Origin of the sequence: Klebsiella sp. X13 (assembly GCF_003323835.1) — a bacterium.
In the GTDB taxonomy this organism is placed as follows: Bacteria; Pseudomonadota; Gammaproteobacteria; order Enterobacterales; family Enterobacteriaceae; genus Klebsiella; species Klebsiella ornithinolytica.
Genome location: NZ_CP030874.1, coordinates 4,599,819 through 4,615,046, shown reverse-complemented (window position 1 = coordinate 4,615,046; position 15,228 = coordinate 4,599,819). Strand labels below are relative to the sequence as shown.

Below are 15,228 nucleotides of genomic sequence, written 5' to 3'. Positions count from 1 at the left end.
GAATCTGTAGGCCGGATAGGGCGTAACCGCTATTCTCGTGCTTACCGGGCCAACAAAATGGTGCCGAATCTGTAGGCCGGATAAGGCGTAGCCGCCATCCGGCTTTTTTATCAGCGCACCGCGCCGGCAATCCACCCCGACAGCTCCCGCAGCTCTTTCTCCTGCTCCGGGAAATCCACTATTAATGCTTCACACGCCTGCTGCAGCACGTCAGCCCGATACGGGCAGCCCTGCAATCGCGTAGCCAGCGCTTCCAGCGGTGCCGGATTGAGACTATCGGTAAAGACCTGCGTACGGGTGATATGGCCTTTCTCAACGTCGAAGTGCAGCTCAACCCCACCCCAGACAAAGCGCTCATCCAGCAGGTGGGAGAAGGCCGGCGCCTGACCAAAATTCCATGCCCAGCTGCTCTGGCGGGCGAAGGTCTCGGCAAAGTTCGGCAGATCCGGCGTCTTATCGGGCGAAATCACTTCCGCGGCGACGCGCTCGCCGTAGTAGGCGAAAAAGGCCTCTTCAATCGCCGAGCAGACCTGCTGGTGCGTAATACCCGGCAGCAGCTCAACCAGATTGGCCACCCGGCCGCGCACCGAGGTGATACCTTTCGCCTGCAGCTTCTTTTTATCCGGGTTGAGATAGTTTGCCAGACGACTTAAATCGGCATTCAACAGCAGCGTGCCGTGGTGAAAACCGCGATCAAGGGTTTCGCGATAGGCTGAGCCGGAGATTTTACGATCGCCTTCGGCTGTTTTGACGACCAGGTCATTGCGCCCGGAGGCTTCAGCCGCGACGCCCAGAGCCGCCAGCGCAGCCAGCACAATCCGGGTGGAGACGGTTTTATCGTACTCGGGCTTGCCCGCCATAAAGGTAAAGCAGGTGTTGCCCAGATCGTGAAAAACGGCGCCGCCGCCGCTGCTGCGGCGGGCCAGGCGCACGTTGTCCTCCTCCATCCGGCGGGTGTTGCACTCTTTCCACGGGTTTTGCGCCCGGCCAATAACCACCGTGTCGGCATTGCGCCACAGAAACAGCACGCGCTGGGTGGCGGGCATCTGGCGGAAAATACACTCTTCAACCGCGAGGTTGAACCAGGGATCCGTGGAGTCTGAGAGCAGCAGGCGTAGCGTCGACATCAGCGATTTCCTTATTCTTATTCATCTTTGTCTTCGTCCTGCACCGGCTTATTGGCAGTGAGCAGGAAGGGCGATTGCTGCCAGCGGGTGCGCTTGCCCTGCAGCAGCGTGCGGGTCAGCACCACGCCGATGGCCAGCGACAGCAGTAGCATCAGACGTAAAATATTGGTGGTATTATCCACCTGTTTCGCCTCGGTGGCTAACGTATGGGTATCCAGCGTCAGGCGCAGGTAGCCCAGCGGCCCGTTTTTACCCTGAATCGGCTCCACGATCTGCTGATTGAAGTAACCCCCCGCTTTTTTGCCGTCCAGCGCCAGCCTGTCGCGCACGTTGACCCCTTCGCCCGAGCGGGCGACCAGATCGCCCTGGTCATCATAGACTCCGGCATCGAGGACCCGGCTCTGGCGGGTGAGCAGCTCCAGCAGCTCACCGATCCGTTTTTCATCAGGGGTCTCGCTGCGCATCATTGGCGCCAGATTCAGCGTAACCTGCTGCGCAAGGGTGCGAGCCAGTTCTTCTAACTGTGGATTACGTTGCTTTTGGCTGTTCTGGCTGAACCACGACGCTCCCTGCATCAGGGCAACGAGAAGCGCGAGGCAGATAAGAACAATGACGGCGCGATGCAGTCGGAATTTCAGTTTTGCGCGTACCATATTCCACCTTTAATATTTACAGCTTAATGTTGCCAGAAGCGCTGGTTACAAGGTAGCCTCATGCGTTATTTTCCTGGCCTGAATAAAGAAATGTGGAGCCGTAATGCCAAACAGTTTGACCTGGTGCGATCTGCCCGAAGATGTTTCCCTGTGGCCTGGATTACCGCTTTCGCTGAGCGGTGATGAGGTCATGCCGCTGGATTACCATGCCGGACGCAGCGGCTGGCTGCTCTACGGACGCGGCCTTGATAAACGCCGGCTGACCGCCTGGCAGCGTGAGCTGGGTGCCGCGCTGGTTATCGTTGCCTCCTGGGTTGTCGAAGATTATCAGGTTATTCGTCTGGCGGGCTCTCTGACGCTGCGGGCAACCCGGCTGGCGCACGAAGCGGGGCTGGATGTCGCCCCGCTGGGGAAAATTCCGCATCTGCGTACGCCTGGGCTGCTGGTGATGGATATGGACTCCACGGCGATTCAAATCGAGTGCATTGACGAAATCGCCAAACTGGCCGGAACCGGCGAAATGGTGTCGGAAGTGACCGAACGTGCGATGCGCGGCGAGCTGGATTTCACCGCCAGCCTGCGTCAGCGGGTGGCGACATTGAAAGATGCCGATGCCAATATTTTGCTGCAGGTGCGCGAATCGCTCCCGCTGATGCCGGGGCTGGCGCAGCTGGTGCTGAAGCTGGAGACGCTGGGCTGGAAAGTCGCGATTGCCTCCGGCGGATTCACCTTCTTCGCCGAATACCTGCGCGACAAGCTGCATCTTGACGCCGTGGTCGCTAATGAGCTGGAGATTATGGACGGCAAGCTGACCGGGAACGTCATCGGCGATATTGTCGATGCCAAATATAAAGCCGCCACGCTGAGAAAACTGGCGGAAAAATATGCAATCCCGCCGGCGCAGACCGTGGCGATCGGCGATGGCGCCAACGATCTACCGATGATCAAAGCGGCGGGGCTGGGGATCGCGTATCATGCTAAGCCAAAAGTGAATGAACAGGCGGAAGTGACAATCCGTCACGCTGATCTGATGGGCGTCTTCTGTATTCTCTCAGGCAGCATGAATCAAAAGTAAGAGGTAACACGTGGCGAAAGCTCCAAAACGCGCATTTGTCTGTAATGAATGTGGTGCGGATTACCCGCGCTGGCAGGGGCAGTGCAGCGCCTGTCATGCCTGGAATACCATCACCGAGGTGCGTATTGCCGCTTCGCCGCAGGTGGCGAGAAACGAGCGTCTGACGGGCTACGCCGGGAATGCCGGTGCGTCGAAGGTACAAAAACTGTCGGAGATTAGCCTCGAGGCGCTACCGCGTTTCTCCACCGGTTTTAAAGAGTTTGACCGCGTGCTCGGCGGTGGCGTGGTGCCGGGCAGCGCAATTCTGATTGGCGGCAGTCCGGGGGCGGGTAAATCGACGCTGCTGCTGCAGACGCTGTGCCGACTGTCGGAAAACATGAAAACGCTGTACGTCACCGGGGAAGAGTCGTTGCAGCAGGTAGCGATGCGCGCTCACCGCCTGGGGTTGCCGACCGCTAATCTCAATATGCTCTCCGAGACCAGCATTGAACAAATCTGCCAGATAGCCGATGACGAAAAGCCGCAGCTGATGGTTATCGACTCGATCCAGGTGATGCATATGGCTGACGTTCAGTCGTCGCCGGGCAGCGTCGCCCAGGTACGCGAAACGGCGGCCTATCTGACGCGTTTTGCGAAAACGCGCGATGTAGCGATCATCATGGTAGGTCATGTGACCAAAGATGGCTCGCTGGCCGGGCCGAAGGTGCTGGAGCACTGTATTGACTGCTCGGTGCTGCTGGATGGCGATGCCGATTCTCGCTTTCGTACCCTGCGCAGCCATAAAAACCGCTTTGGCGCGGTGAATGAGCTGGGGGTGTTCGCGATGACCGAGCAGGGGCTGCGTGAAATCAGCAACCCTTCGGCGATTTTTCTCAGCCGCGGCGATGAAGTGACTTCCGGCAGCTCGGTGATGGTGGTCTGGGAGGGCACTCGTCCTCTGCTGGTGGAGATTCAGGCGCTGGTCGACCATTCAATGATGTCTAACCCGCGTCGCGTTGCGGTAGGGCTGGAGCAGAACCGCCTGGCGATTCTGCTGGCGGTTCTGCACCGTCACGGCGGTCTGCAGATGGCCGATCAGGATGTTTTTGTTAACGTTGTCGGCGGGGTGAAGGTGGCGGAAACCAGCGCTGACCTGGCGCTGCTGCTGGCCATGGTTTCCAGCCTGCGCGATCGTCCGCTGCCGCACGATCTGGTGGTATTTGGTGAAGTGGGGCTGTCCGGCGAAATCCGCCCGGTGCCCAGCGGCCAGGAGCGCATCTCCGAGGCGGCGAAACATGGTTTTCGTCGCGCCATCGTCCCGGCGGCCAACGTGCCGAAAAAAGCACCAGAAGGGATGCAAATCTTTGGTGTGAAAAAGCTTTCAGACGCGCTAAGCGTGTTTGACGACTTATAATTAAATACCCGCCGCCTGTCCGGCGGCAGAGGGGCTGGCTGCGTGGGTCCGTATGAACGACTGAGTTGCCTCGGTTCATCGTGCTTCGTCCGTCTGCCGGCCGCAACAGGGTATTTCTTCAGTTTTGCTAAAGCAGGAGGCTCTTGTGTCATCTTTCGACTATCTCAAAACCGCGATTAAGCAAAAGGGCTGTACGCTGCAACAGGTCGCGGAAGCCAGCGGAATGACCAAAGGCTATTTGAGCCAGCTGCTGAATGCCAAAATCAAAAGCCCAAGCGCGCAGAAGCTGGAAGCCCTGCACCGTTTTCTTGGCCTGGAATTCCCGCGTCGGCAAAAGAGCGTCGGCGTGGTATTTGGTAAGTTCTATCCGTTGCACACCGGGCATATCTATCTGATTCAGCGCGCCTGTAGCCAGGTGGATGAGCTGCATATCATCATGGGTTACGACGATACGCGCGATCGTCAGCTGTTTGAAGACAGCGCGATGTCGCAACAGCCGACGGTATCCGATCGTCTGCGCTGGCTGCTGCAAACCTTCAAATATCAGAAAAATATCCGTATCCATGCGTTTAATGAAGAGGGGATGGAACCTTATCCCCACGGCTGGGACGTCTGGAGCCGCGGGATCCGCGCATTTATGAGCGATAAAGGGATCCAGCCGAACTGGATCTACACCTCGGAAGAGGCCGATGCGCAGCAATATCGGCAGCATCTGGCGATCGAAACCGTGCTGATCGATCCGAAACGCACCTTTATGAGCATCAGCGGCGGGCAGATCCGTGAAAACCCGTTCCGCTACTGGGAGTACATCCCGACGGAAGTGAAACCGTTCTTTGTACGTACGGTGGCGATTCTGGGCGGCGAATCGAGCGGGAAATCGACGCTGGTCAATAAGCTCGCGAATATCTTTAACACCACCAGCGCCTGGGAGTATGGTCGCGATTACGTCTTCTCGCACCTCGGCGGCGATGAGATGGCGCTGCAGTATTCCGACTATGACAAAATTGCGCTTGGCCACGCGCAGTATATTGATTTCGCGGTTAAATATGCCAATAAGGTGGCGTTTATCGACACCGATTTCGTCAGCACCCAGGCATTTTGCCTGAAGTATGAAGGGCGCGAGCACCCCTTCGTTCAGGCGCTGATCGACGAGTACCGTTTTGACCTGGTGATTCTGCTGGAGAACAATACGCCGTGGGTTGCCGACGGCTTACGTAGCCTCGGTAGCTCGGTGGATCGCAAGGAGTTCCAGACGCTGCTGGTGTCGCTGCTCAAAGAGAATGAGATCGACTTTGTGCATGTGAAAGAGTCGGATTACGACACGCGCTTTCTGCGCTGCGTTGATCTGGTCAAGCAGCTGATGGGTGAACCGGGCTAACTACTGCCTGGAGAGTTCTGGCGCGCGCTGAGCATAAAAAAACGGGTGGCCTGGGCCACCCGTTTTTATTACTTCGCAATACGCTTGTACTTGATTCGCTTTGGCTCCAGCGCATCGGCGCCGAGGGTGCGTTTCTTATACTCTTCGTACTCGGTGAAGTTACCTTCGAAGAATTCGACTTTACCTTCATCCTGGTAATCCAGAATGTGGGTCGCGATACGGTCGAGGAACCAACGGTCGTGCGAGATAACCATCGCGCAGCCCGGGAACTCCAGCAGGGCGTTTTCTAACGCGCGCAGGGTTTCGATATCCAGGTCGTTGGTCGGTTCATCGAGCAGCAGCACGTTACCGCCAACCTGCAGCAGCTTCGCGAGGTGCAGACGACCGCGCTCACCGCCGGAGAGTTCGCCCACGCGTTTACCCTGGTCGACGCCTTTAAAGTTAAAGCGACCGACGTAGGCGCGGCTAGGCATTTCGGTGTTGCCGATCTTCATGATATCCAGCCCGCCGGAGACTTCTTCCCAGACGGTTTTGCTGTTATCCATCGCGTCGCGGAACTGATCGACGGAAGCCAGCTTCACGGTTTCACCCAGGGTGATGGAACCGGCATCAGGCTGTTCCTGACCGGACATCATGCGGAACAGGGTCGATTTACCGGCGCCGTTAGGGCCGATAATCCCGACGATTGCCCCTTTCGGTACCGAGAAGGTCAGATCGTCAATCAGCACGCGGTCGCCGTAAGACTTACGCAGGTTGCTGACTTCAACAACTTTATCTCCCAGACGGGCTCCAGGCGGAATAAACAGTTCGTTGGTTTCGTTACGCTTCTGATATTCGACGTTGTTAAGCTCTTCAAAGCGCGCCAGACGGGCCTTGCCCTTAGACTGACGGCCTTTCGCGCCCTGGCGTACCCACTCCAGCTCTTTCTCGATGGATTTACGGCGCGCCGCTTCCTGAGAAGCTTCCTGCGCCAGACGCTGATCTTTCTGCTCCAGCCAGGAGGAGTAGTTCCCTTCCCACGGAATCCCTTCGCCGCGGTCCAGTTCGAGGATCCAGCCAGCCACGTTATCGAGGAAGTAACGGTCGTGGGTAATCGCCACGACGGTCCCTTCGAAGTCATGCAGGAAGCGTTCCAGCCAGGCCACGGATTCAGCATCCAAGTGGTTGGTCGGTTCGTCGAGCAGCAGCATGTCTGGTTTTTCCAGCAGCAGGCGGCACAGCGCCACGCGGCGGCGTTCACCACCGGACAGGTTGGCGATTTTCGCCTCCCAGTCCGGCAGACGCAGGGCATCGGCCGCACGTTCCAGCTGCACGTTCAGGTTATGACCGTCGTGAGCCTGAATGATCTCTTCAAACTTGCCCTGCTGCGCCGCGAGTTTATCGAAGTCGGCATCTGGCTCAGCGTATTTGGCATACACCTCATCCAGGCCTTTCAGCGCGTTAACCACTTCGGCTACCGCTTCTTCTACCGACTCACGTACGGTCTGCTCCGGGTTGAGCTGCGGCTCCTGCGGCAGATAGCCAATTTTCAGGCCAGGCTGCGGACGGGCTTCGCCTTCGATGTCGGTATCGATGCCGGCCATAATACGTAACAGGGTAGATTTACCGGCACCGTTAAGACCGAGAACGCCGATCTTCGCGCCAGGGAAGAAGCTCAGGGAGATATTTTTCAAAATATGACGTTTCGGCGGAACCACTTTGCCGACACGATGCATGGTATAAACGAATTGAGCCACGGTGGACTTCGCCTCTTTTATTTTGATGAATAGTTTTCAAAGGCGAAGTGTAGCCTTTTTCACGCGTTAAGCCCAGAGAGGCGATGGGATTCACAGAAGAGTAAAAAAATGTCCAGGACGTGGCACGTTTGGCGTTGTCTGGTTAGCATATCTATAGCGACACCGGGACATTTAAAAAGCGGCATGATGCTGCTCTGATGTAGTGAGATGTACTTTTAACAGAGGAAGAGCTTGTGGAAAAAGCCAAAACGATGGCATGGCGTCTTCTGGCGGCCAGCGTGAGTCTGCTGACGCTCAGCCAGTTGGCACATGCGGATTCACTGGATGAACAGCGCAGCCGCTACGCTCAAATTAAGCAGGCATGGGATAGCCGACAGATGTCCGTTGTCGAACAGCTTATGCCAACGCTGACCACCTATCCGCTGTACCCCTACCTTCAGTACCGGCAGATCACCGACGATCTGATGAACCAGCCGGCGCTGGTGGTGAAAAACTTCATTGAAGCGAACCCGACGCTGCCGCCGGCGCGCACCCTGAAATCGCGCTTTGTTAACGAGCTGGCGCGCCGTACCGACTGGAGCGGACTGCTGGCGTTCAGCCCGGAAAAACCCACCAGCACCGAAGCGCAATGTAATTACTACTACGCGAAGCTGAGCGTGGGCCAGGCGCAGGAAGCCTGGGACGGCGCGAAAGCGCTGTGGCTGACCGGTAAAAGCCAGCCTAATGCCTGCGACGCGCTGTTTAGCGCCTGGCGTTCTTCCGGCAAGCAGGATCCGTTGGCATATCTTGAGCGTATTCGCCTGGCAATGAAGGCGGGTAACACCGGTCTGGTCAGCGTGCTGGCCCAGCAGATGCCGCCTGAATACCAGACGATTTCGTCAGCGGTTGTGGCGCTGGCAAACGATCCGAATACCGTCATGACCTTTGCCCGCACCACTGGCGCGACGGACTTTACCCGCCAGATGGCGGCGGTGGCCTTCGCCAGCGTGGCGCGCCAGGACGTCGAAAACGCCCGGCTGATGATTCCGTCATTGGTGCAGGCACAGAAGCTGAATGAAGATCAAACCCAGGAGCTGCGGGATATCGTTGCCTGGCGCCTGATGGGCAACGATGTGACCGAAGAGCAGGCCGTCTGGCGCGATGACGCTATTATGCGTTCGCAATCCACCGCGCTAGTAGAGCGCCGGGTGCGAATGGCGCTGGGCGCCGGGGATCGCCACGGGTTGAATACCTGGCTGGCCCGCCTGCCGATGGAGGCGAAAGAGAAAGATGAGTGGCGCTATTGGCAGGCGGATCTGCTGCTGGAGCGCGGGCGCGATGACGAAGCAAAAGCGATTCTCCGTTCGTTGATGCAGCAGCGTGGTTTCTACCCGATGATTGCCGCCCAGCGTCTGGGAGAGGATTTCACCTTCCGGATCGATAAAGCGCCAGAGAATCTCGATCCTGCGCTGACCTCCGGGCCGGAAATGGCTCGGGTACGCGAGCTGATGTACTGGAATATGGACAACACCGCCCGCAGCGAATGGGCAAATCTGGTGACCAGCCGGACGAAAGAGCAGCAGGCGCAGCTGGCGCGCTATGCCTTCAACCAGCACTGGTGGGATCTCAGCGTACAGGCAACCATCGCCGGGAAGCTGTGGGATCAGCTGGAGGAACGTTTCCCGCTGGCCTACAACGATCTCTTCGCGCGTTATATCAGCGGCAAAGCCATTCCGCAGAGCTATGCTATGGCGATTGCTCGCCAGGAGAGCGCGTGGAACCCGAAAGTCCGTTCTCCGGTTGGCGCCAGCGGCCTGATGCAAATCATGCCGGGTACGGCGACCCATACGGTGAGTATGTTCAGTATCCCAGGCTACAGCAGTCCGTCGCAACTGCTGGATCCCGAGACCAATATCAATATTGGCACTAGCTATCTGCAGTATGTATACCAGCAGTTTGGCAATAACCGCATTTATGCTTCCGCGGCCTACAACGCCGGTCCGGGGCGGGTGCGAACCTGGCAGGGTAATAGCGCCGGGCGCATCGATGCGGTGGCGTTTATCGAGAGTATTCCGTTCTCGGAAACGCGGGGTTATGTGAAGAACGTACTCTCCTACGATGCCTATTACCGTTACTTTATGGGACAGAAAGCGTCCATGCTGAGCGATGCGGAGTGGCAGCAGCGTTACTGATGCTCAGCAGATTACGCGTGACAAAACGGGCTGAACGCCGTGCTGTTATGCGAAAGCCATAGAGTATTGACCGGAGTATGTTATGCTTTGTACTCGTTAATGAGTACATCCGACAGGCGGCCTTGGTCGCCTGTCTCAACATGGCGGCGTAACATGACCCAACAATCCCCTTATTCAGCGGCTGTAGCCGAACAGCGTCATCAGGAATGGCTTCGCTTTGTGGCGTTACTCCAGCAGGCGTACACCGACGATCTGCATCTGCCATTGCTGCAATTAATGTTGACGCCCGACGAGCGCGAGGCGCTGGGCACGCGCGTACGGATTATTGAAGAGTTGCTGCGTGGCGAGATGAGCCAGCGCGAGCTGAAAAGCGAGCTCGGCGCCGGAATTGCCACCATTACCCGTGGCTCTAACAGTCTGAAATCAGCGCCACCCGAGCTACGACAGTGGCTGGAGCAGGCGCTGCTTAACGGTAAATAAGGTTATGGAACGGGCTTAATGCCAGTACTACCGCCTGGCGGTAGACGCTGCTGCGCGTGAGCTTCCCGGCGGTAAAGACGCCGATAGCCCCTTCTTTACGACCAATTTCATCGATGCCGGTATGTTGTGACATCACCGGCCCTAGTGCTTCCCCGGCACGCACTTTTTCCAGAATCACCGCCGGCAGCGGCAGCGTCGCCGAGCGCGCTTCGCCGCGCTGATGACGATCCTCGATCACTACCCAGCTAAAGGTGCTGCCCTCATCGATCCCGGCTTCAATGGCCACCCAGAAGTCGGCATTTGGCTGCACGGCGCGCGCATTGGCGACCCTGTTTCGTGCGCCAGCACGCGTTTCCTCGTTACCAAACGGTTGTTCCGGCACACCACTCTCGACGGAGATGGACTCAATGTGGCAGGATCCTTCGCCGAAGATCTCGTTAAAAGCCTGTAGAATTGCCTGAATTTTGGCGGGATTAGTGGTAGCTGAGACAACATGGTGCATAATCAAACAACTCAGAATAAATTTACGTCATCGCAGTATACTCCAAATCGTTTTCGTTGCAGCGCGCGACGCCGGCAACCGAAATTGTGAAGAGCACAGAACGGAAAAATAGCATGTTACAGGTACACCTTGTTCGCCATGGCGAAACGCAGTGGAACGCCGAGCGGCGCATTCAGGGCCAGTCAGACAGCCCGTTAACCCCTCACGGCGAGCGCCAGGCCTGGCAGGTCGGCGAACGCGCCAGAACGTTAGGCATTACGCATATCATTGCCAGCGATTTGGGGCGTACGCGCCGGACGGCAGAGATTATCGCGGAAGCCTGCGGTTGCGATGTCATCCTTGATTCACGGCTGCGTGAGCTGGATATGGGGGTTCTTGAGAAACGTCATATCGACTCGTTAAGCGAGGAAGAAGAAGAGTGGCGTCGCCGGTTGGTTGATGGGACCCCGGACGGCCGTATCCCGCAGGGGGAGTCGATGCTGGAGCTGAGCGAGCGTATGCACGCGGCGCTGGCGTCCTGCCTGGAACTGCCTGCCGGAAGCCGGCCGCTGCTGGTGAGTCACGGTATTGCGCTGGGCTGTCTGGTCAGTACGATTCTGGGACTGCCGGCACATGCGGAACGCCGCCTGCGTCTGCGTAACTGCTCAATTTCTCGCGTTGATTATCAGCAGAGTCTGTGGCTGGCATCGGGCTGGGTCGTGGAAACCGCGGGGGATGTGTCGCATCTTGACGCCCCCGCGATGGATGAACTGCAGCGTTAACGACGAATCGGGATCAGGTATTCGCAACGCAGCTGAATCGGCGTTTCTTGATCCCGGCTTTCATCCTCAGGGAAGAAGCGTTCGATATCCAGACCCTTGCGGCGGGTAAGGTTCAGCATTGGCATGCAGGTGCCATACACCGTCAGGATAAACTCCTGCAGTCCGCTTCCTAACCCTTCATAAGTGAACATCACATACTCGCCGCCTTCCAGAATTATCGGATGGGAGTTGTGCAGGTGGCCGTTGGCCATCTCCGGCGTCAGCGCAGTGGTGTAGAAGACCTCTTGCTCGTCATCTTTCTCGAGACTAGGACGCGGTTCATGCAGACCGTACAGCGTAGGCGGAATCGACGGCGAATTGCCGAGGAAATCACGCCAGAACTGAACGCGCATCTGGTTACGGAAGTCGGAGATCTCCTCCAGCTTGCAGGTGTAGCTCTGAGTGATGCCAATCAGCTGGGTATTGCTCAGGGTGACAAACTCATGCTGCGGCATTGTGAATTCACCCAGGCGCAGCGGGGGACGCATCCCGTAAGAGCTCCAGTCAGGAGAGCGGCGGTACAGCGCCGGCGTTAACGAAAACTGCTTTTTAAACGCGCGGGTGAAGGTCTGCTGCGAGTCGAAACGATACTGTAGCGCAATGTCGAGAATCGGGCGGGCGGTCAGGCGCAGGGCGACCGCTGATTTGGATAAACGGCGAGCGCGAATATAGGCACCGATGGCTTGGCCGGTCACGTCTTTAAACATTCTTTGCAAATGCCACTTGGAATAACCCGCCTTGGCTGCCACATTATCTAGTGAGAGCGGTTGATCTAGGTGACCTTCCAGCCAGCTAAGGAGATCGCGAATAATCCCTGCTTGATCCATAAAATGTCCTCATCCTTAAACTCAGGTGCCTGCTACTAAGGTAGCGGATAATAGCATTTTTTGATGTTTTAGCATTCAGTGTTTTTTTTGCTTATAAATGCGATTTGTCAGCAAGTTTTTTAGCTGTTTTGGTAACGCTGTGATCTATAAACCTTTTCCGCTGAGTCTATAATCATCACTTAGCAAAATTTTAAGAAAATGGTAACAATATGAAATACAAGAGGTTAGTTGCGGGGCTGCTTTTACTGGCGGGATGTCAGGTTGCGCAGGCGGAACAAATTGGCTCCGTCGATACCGTATTCAAATTCTTTGGTCCGGATCATAAAATCGTCGTTGAGGCTTTCGACGATCCGGATGTTCAGAACGTGACGTGCTATATCAGCCGGGCGAAAACCGGCGGGATTAAAGGCGGTCTGGGTCTGGCGGAAGATACGTCAGATGCGGCAATTTCCTGCCAGCAGGTAGGGCCGATCGAACTGAACGATAAAATCAAAAACGGTAAGTCGCAGGGCGACGTGGTTTTCCAGAAACGTACTTCGCTGGTGTTTAAAAAGCTGCAGGTGGTCCGTTTTTACGATAGCAAACGTAATGCGCTGATCTACCTCAGCTATTCGGATAAAGTCGTTGACGGTTCGCCGAAGAATGCGCTCAGCGCCGTACCTATCATGCCGTGGAATAAATAACGCGGCGCATCGTGGCATCTGATTCGCACATAAAAAAACGGCGCATTAAGCGCCGTTTTTACGTTGCGGGAGCAGGAAAACGAATGTTATTCCTGCAGGTCACCGCAGAAGCGATAACCTTCGCCGTGAATCGTGGCGATGATTTCCGGCGTATCCGGAGTAGATTCGAAATGCTTACGAATGCGACGGATGGTCACGTCAACGGTACGGTCGTGCGGCTTAAGCTCACGGCCGGTCATTTTCTTCAGCAGTTCAGCACGTGACTGGATCTTGCCCGGGTTCTCGCAGAAGTGCAGCATCGCGCGGAATTCACTGCGCGGCAGCTTGTACTGCTCACCATTTGGGCTGACCAGCGAACGGCTATTGATATCCAGTTCCCAGCCGTTGAACTTGTAGCTTTCTACGCTGCGACGCTCTTCGCTCACGGTACCCAGATTCATGGTACGGGAGAGGAGGTTGCGTGCGCGAATAGTCAGTTCACGAGGGTTGAACGGTTTAGTGATATAGTCATCAGCGCCGATTTCGAGGCCCAGAATCTTATCAACTTCGTTATCGCGGCCGGTAAGGAACATCAGCGCGACGTCAGCCTGTTCACGCAGTTCACGCGCTAACAGGAGACCATTTTTACCTGGCAGGTTGATATCCATGATCACCAGGTTGATATCATTTTCAGACAGGATCTGATGCATTTCCGCGCCATCGGTCGCTTCGAACACATCATAACCTTCTGCTTCGAAAATACTTTTTAACGTGTTGCGTGTTACCAACTCGTCTTCAACGATAAGAATGTGCGGGGTCTGCATGTTTGCTACCTAAATTGCCAACTAAATCGAAACAGGAAGTACCAAAGTCCCTGACCTGCCTGGTACATGTCGCAAATTAACATGCCCGGCGTAACATGACTAAAGTACGTAATTGCGTTCTTGATGCACTTTCCATCAACGTCAACAACATCATTAGCTTGGTCGTGGGTACTTTCCCTCTGGACCCGACGGTGTCAAAAACGGCTGTCATCCTAACCATTTTAACAGCAATATAACAGGCTAAGAGAGGCTGAACACCCCATAAAACTACGCTTCGTTGACATATATCAAATTCAATTGTAGCACGTTAACAGTCTTGTGAAATCATTGCATTAAAATGCTATTTATAGTTACAAATCTTACACAGCTCAAATGGTTGCGCTGGTAAATTGATAAACATGTTGAATCCAATGACCGTTCAGCGCGGTTGCGACAAATATCATTGGCAAACATATGGATAAATGCGTTCTGTTAACATACTCCGTCCCGTGGTTCGTTGGAAACAGTTTAGGCTTTTTTATGGGTAATAACGCGCAATTTTAGTGATTTTTGTTGCAAATTTGTAAATTTTCGCCGCGTAAAATGGGGATGCTTTTCATTTTCGCCGCGTGAGAGAGTAGAAGAGAGCCACCATGCACGTATCTATTGTATTAGTCGCCCCGGCCAGGGCAGAAAACGTTGGCGCGGCGGCACGCGCGATGAAAACAATGGGTTTTCGCGACCTGCGTATCGTTGACAGCGATGCCCACCTTCAGCCTGCGGCGCGTTGGGTTGCGCATGGATCCGGAGATATTCTCGATAACATAAGCACTTATCCAACGCTGGAACAGGCGCTGCATGACGTTGACTTTACCGTTGCGACAACGGCCCGCAGCCGGGCGCGCTTCCATTACTACGCCACGCCGCAGCAGCTGCTGCCGCTGATGGCGGAGAAAGCCGGGTGGATGAACCATGCGGCGCTGGTATTTGGTCGGGAAGATTCCGGGCTGACTAACGAAGAGCTGGCTTTGGCTGATGTGCTGACCGGCGTGCCGATGGTGGCCGACTATCCTTCGCTTAACTTAGGGCAGTCGGTGATGGTTTATTGCTATCAATTGAGCGCGTTGGTTCAGCAGACGTCGGCCGTTTCTGCCGGCGTCGATGAAAATCAGCTGCAGGCATTACGTCTGCGGGCGCTCGATTTATTGACCCGACTGGGCGTGGCTGAAGACCTCAAACTGACCGACTGGCTCCAGCAGCGAATTGGGCTTTTAGAGCAGCGAGACACCGCAATGTTGCACCGATTACTACACGATATTGAAAAAAACCTGCCAGAGTAAAGTTCTGCTATAAGTTTTAAGTATGGTTATATCTGCCAGTATCAAGCGCTGCGTATCGCAAATTCAGGTGAATTGTCAGGTCATTGTGGCGCATTGGCCCGCTGCAGCGTAGCGGGTGAAATGTAAAAATTCGTTGACTTAAACCGGCAGATACTTTAACCAATATAGGCACAGGACACAGACAGATAAAAATTACAGAGTACACAACATCCATGAAACGCATCAGCATGATGACAACCATTATCACCATCACCATTACCACAGGTAACGGTGCGGGCTGA

The 15,228-nt window shown here is 55.7% G+C and carries 16 protein-coding genes and 1 other annotated feature (1 of these 17 cut by a window edge); of the genes, 10 read left to right on the top strand and 6 right to left on the bottom strand.

The window, feature by feature from the left end:
- Window positions 1-110 precede the first annotated feature (110 nt).
- Together lplA and DSD31_RS21970 are read right to left on the bottom strand one after the other, a co-directional pair.
- Entirely contained in the window at window positions 111-1,127 is a 1,017-nt protein-coding gene (gene lplA, locus DSD31_RS21975) for a lipoate--protein ligase LplA (protein WP_004857664.1), read from the bottom strand.
- A gap of 17 nt (window positions 1,128-1,144) precedes the next feature.
- Window positions 1,145-1,780, bottom strand: a complete 636-nt coding sequence (locus DSD31_RS21970) for a YtjB family periplasmic protein (RefSeq protein WP_004857667.1) — start codon at window positions 1,778-1,780, stop codon at window positions 1,145-1,147.
- A 103-nt stretch (window positions 1,781-1,883) separates the two neighbouring features.
- On the opposite strand from DSD31_RS21970, the gene serB reads away from it, so the two are divergent.
- From serB to nadR, 3 genes are all read left to right on the top strand, one after another.
- Entirely contained in the window at window positions 1,884-2,855 is a 972-nt protein-coding gene (gene serB / locus DSD31_RS21960) for a phosphoserine phosphatase (protein ID WP_004857669.1), read from the top strand.
- A 10-nt stretch (window positions 2,856-2,865) separates the two neighbouring features.
- Window positions 2,866-4,248, top strand: coding sequence for a DNA repair protein RadA (radA, locus tag DSD31_RS21955; protein WP_004857671.1), 1,383 nt, complete (start codon window positions 2,866-2,868; stop codon window positions 4,246-4,248).
- Between the two features lie 145 nt (window positions 4,249-4,393).
- Window positions 4,394-5,626, top strand: coding sequence for a multifunctional transcriptional regulator/nicotinamide-nucleotide adenylyltransferase/ribosylnicotinamide kinase NadR (nadR, locus tag DSD31_RS21950; RefSeq protein WP_004857673.1), 1,233 nt, complete (start codon window positions 4,394-4,396; stop codon window positions 5,624-5,626).
- A 68-nt stretch (window positions 5,627-5,694) separates the two neighbouring features.
- Here nadR and ettA read toward each other — a convergent pair whose 3' ends face one another.
- Window positions 5,695-7,362, bottom strand: a complete 1,668-nt coding sequence (gene ettA / locus DSD31_RS21945) for an energy-dependent translational throttle protein EttA (RefSeq protein WP_004857675.1) — start codon at window positions 7,360-7,362, stop codon at window positions 5,695-5,697.
- A gap of 233 nt (window positions 7,363-7,595) precedes the next feature.
- On the opposite strand from ettA, the gene sltY reads away from it, so the two are divergent.
- Both sltY and trpR read left to right on the top strand, forming a co-directional pair.
- Complete coding sequence (sltY, locus tag DSD31_RS21940; protein ID WP_004857677.1) at window positions 7,596-9,533, top strand: murein transglycosylase; 1,938 nt, start codon at window positions 7,596-7,598, stop codon at window positions 9,531-9,533.
- A gap of 153 nt (window positions 9,534-9,686) precedes the next feature.
- Window positions 9,687-10,013 carry a trp operon repressor gene (gene trpR / locus DSD31_RS21935; RefSeq protein WP_113991306.1) on the top strand — a complete coding sequence of 109 codons (327 nt, stop codon included), beginning with the start codon at window positions 9,687-9,689 and terminating at the stop codon, window positions 10,011-10,013.
- On the opposite strand, the gene yjjX is transcribed toward trpR, so the two are convergent.
- Window positions 10,000-10,515 (bottom strand): inosine/xanthosine triphosphatase, encoded by a 516-nt coding sequence (gene yjjX / locus DSD31_RS21930; protein WP_086817292.1) that lies wholly within the window; start codon window positions 10,513-10,515, stop codon window positions 10,000-10,002. The two genes, trpR and yjjX, sit on opposite strands and share 14 nt — an antisense overlap.
- Window positions 10,516-10,628: 113 nt before the next feature.
- Here yjjX and gpmB point away from each other — a divergent pair, with 113 nt between their 5' ends.
- On the top strand, window positions 10,629-11,276 hold the full coding sequence (gene gpmB, locus DSD31_RS21925; RefSeq protein ID WP_004857683.1) for a 2,3-diphosphoglycerate-dependent phosphoglycerate mutase GpmB: 648 nt from the start codon (window positions 10,629-10,631) through the stop codon (window positions 11,274-11,276).
- On the opposite strand, the gene robA is transcribed toward gpmB, so the two are convergent.
- Window positions 11,273-12,142 carry an MDR efflux pump AcrAB transcriptional activator RobA gene (robA, locus tag DSD31_RS21920; RefSeq protein WP_004857685.1) on the bottom strand — a complete coding sequence of 290 codons (870 nt, stop codon included), beginning with the start codon at window positions 12,140-12,142 and terminating at the stop codon, window positions 11,273-11,275. The genes gpmB and robA overlap by 4 nt on opposite strands.
- 209 nt (window positions 12,143-12,351) lie before the next feature.
- On the opposite strand from robA, the gene creA reads away from it, so the two are divergent.
- Window positions 12,352-12,825 carry a protein CreA gene (gene creA / locus DSD31_RS21915; RefSeq protein ID WP_004857687.1) on the top strand — a complete coding sequence of 158 codons (474 nt, stop codon included), beginning with the start codon at window positions 12,352-12,354 and terminating at the stop codon, window positions 12,823-12,825.
- 86 nt (window positions 12,826-12,911) lie between these two features.
- Here the strand turns inward: creA and arcA are convergent, their stop codons facing one another.
- Window positions 12,912-13,628 (bottom strand): two-component system response regulator ArcA, encoded by a 717-nt coding sequence (arcA, locus tag DSD31_RS21910; protein ID WP_002887843.1) that lies wholly within the window; start codon window positions 13,626-13,628, stop codon window positions 12,912-12,914.
- Window positions 13,629-13,723: 95 nt separating this feature from the next.
- Here arcA and yjjY point away from each other — a divergent pair, with 95 nt between their 5' ends.
- The 3 genes from yjjY to thrL all read left to right on the top strand — a co-directional run bounded on the left by yjjY (window position 13,724) and on the right by thrL (window position 15,228).
- A complete protein-coding gene (gene yjjY / locus DSD31_RS21905) occupies window positions 13,724-13,864 on the top strand; it encodes a YjjY family protein (RefSeq protein ID WP_049268126.1) in 141 nt (46 codons plus the stop codon).
- A 396-nt stretch (window positions 13,865-14,260) separates the two neighbouring features.
- Window positions 14,261-14,947: a tRNA/rRNA methyltransferase gene (locus DSD31_RS21895; RefSeq protein ID WP_004857688.1), complete on the top strand. Its 687-nt coding sequence runs from the start codon at window positions 14,261-14,263 to the stop codon at window positions 14,945-14,947.
- A 212-nt stretch (window positions 14,948-15,159) separates the two neighbouring features.
- Window positions 15,160-15,228, top strand: coding sequence for a thr operon leader peptide (gene thrL, locus DSD31_RS21890; protein WP_071824685.1), 69 nt, complete (start codon window positions 15,160-15,162; stop codon window positions 15,226-15,228).
- Window positions 15,167-15,228: a sequence feature (Thr leader region), on the top strand (it continues 56 nt past the right edge of the window). Its footprint overlaps the gene before it by 62 nt.

Coding starts and splice junctions, on each gene's coding strand:
- lplA (WP_004857664.1), bottom strand. CDS start 1,127: ATGTCGACGCTACGCCTGCTGCTCTCAGACTCCACGGATCCCTGGTTC.
- DSD31_RS21970 (WP_004857667.1), bottom strand. CDS start 1,780: ATGGTACGCGCAAAACTGAAATTCCGACTGCATCGCGCCGTCATTGTT.
- serB (WP_004857669.1), top strand. CDS start 1,884: ATGCCAAACAGTTTGACCTGGTGCGATCTGCCCGAAGATGTTTCCCTG.
- trpR (WP_113991306.1), top strand. CDS start 9,687: ATGACCCAACAATCCCCTTATTCAGCGGCTGTAGCCGAACAGCGTCAT.
- yjjX (WP_086817292.1), bottom strand. CDS start 10,515: ATGCACCATGTTGTCTCAGCTACCACTAATCCCGCCAAAATTCAGGCA.
- gpmB (WP_004857683.1), top strand. CDS start 10,629: ATGTTACAGGTACACCTTGTTCGCCATGGCGAAACGCAGTGGAACGCC.
- robA (WP_004857685.1), bottom strand. CDS start 12,142: ATGGATCAAGCAGGGATTATTCGCGATCTCCTTAGCTGGCTGGAAGGT.
- creA (WP_004857687.1), top strand. CDS start 12,352: ATGAAATACAAGAGGTTAGTTGCGGGGCTGCTTTTACTGGCGGGATGT.
- arcA (WP_002887843.1), bottom strand. CDS start 13,628: ATGCAGACCCCGCACATTCTTATCGTTGAAGACGAGTTGGTAACACGC.
- yjjY (WP_049268126.1), top strand. CDS start 13,724: ATGACTAAAGTACGTAATTGCGTTCTTGATGCACTTTCCATCAACGTC.
- DSD31_RS21895 (WP_004857688.1), top strand. CDS start 14,261: ATGCACGTATCTATTGTATTAGTCGCCCCGGCCAGGGCAGAAAACGTT.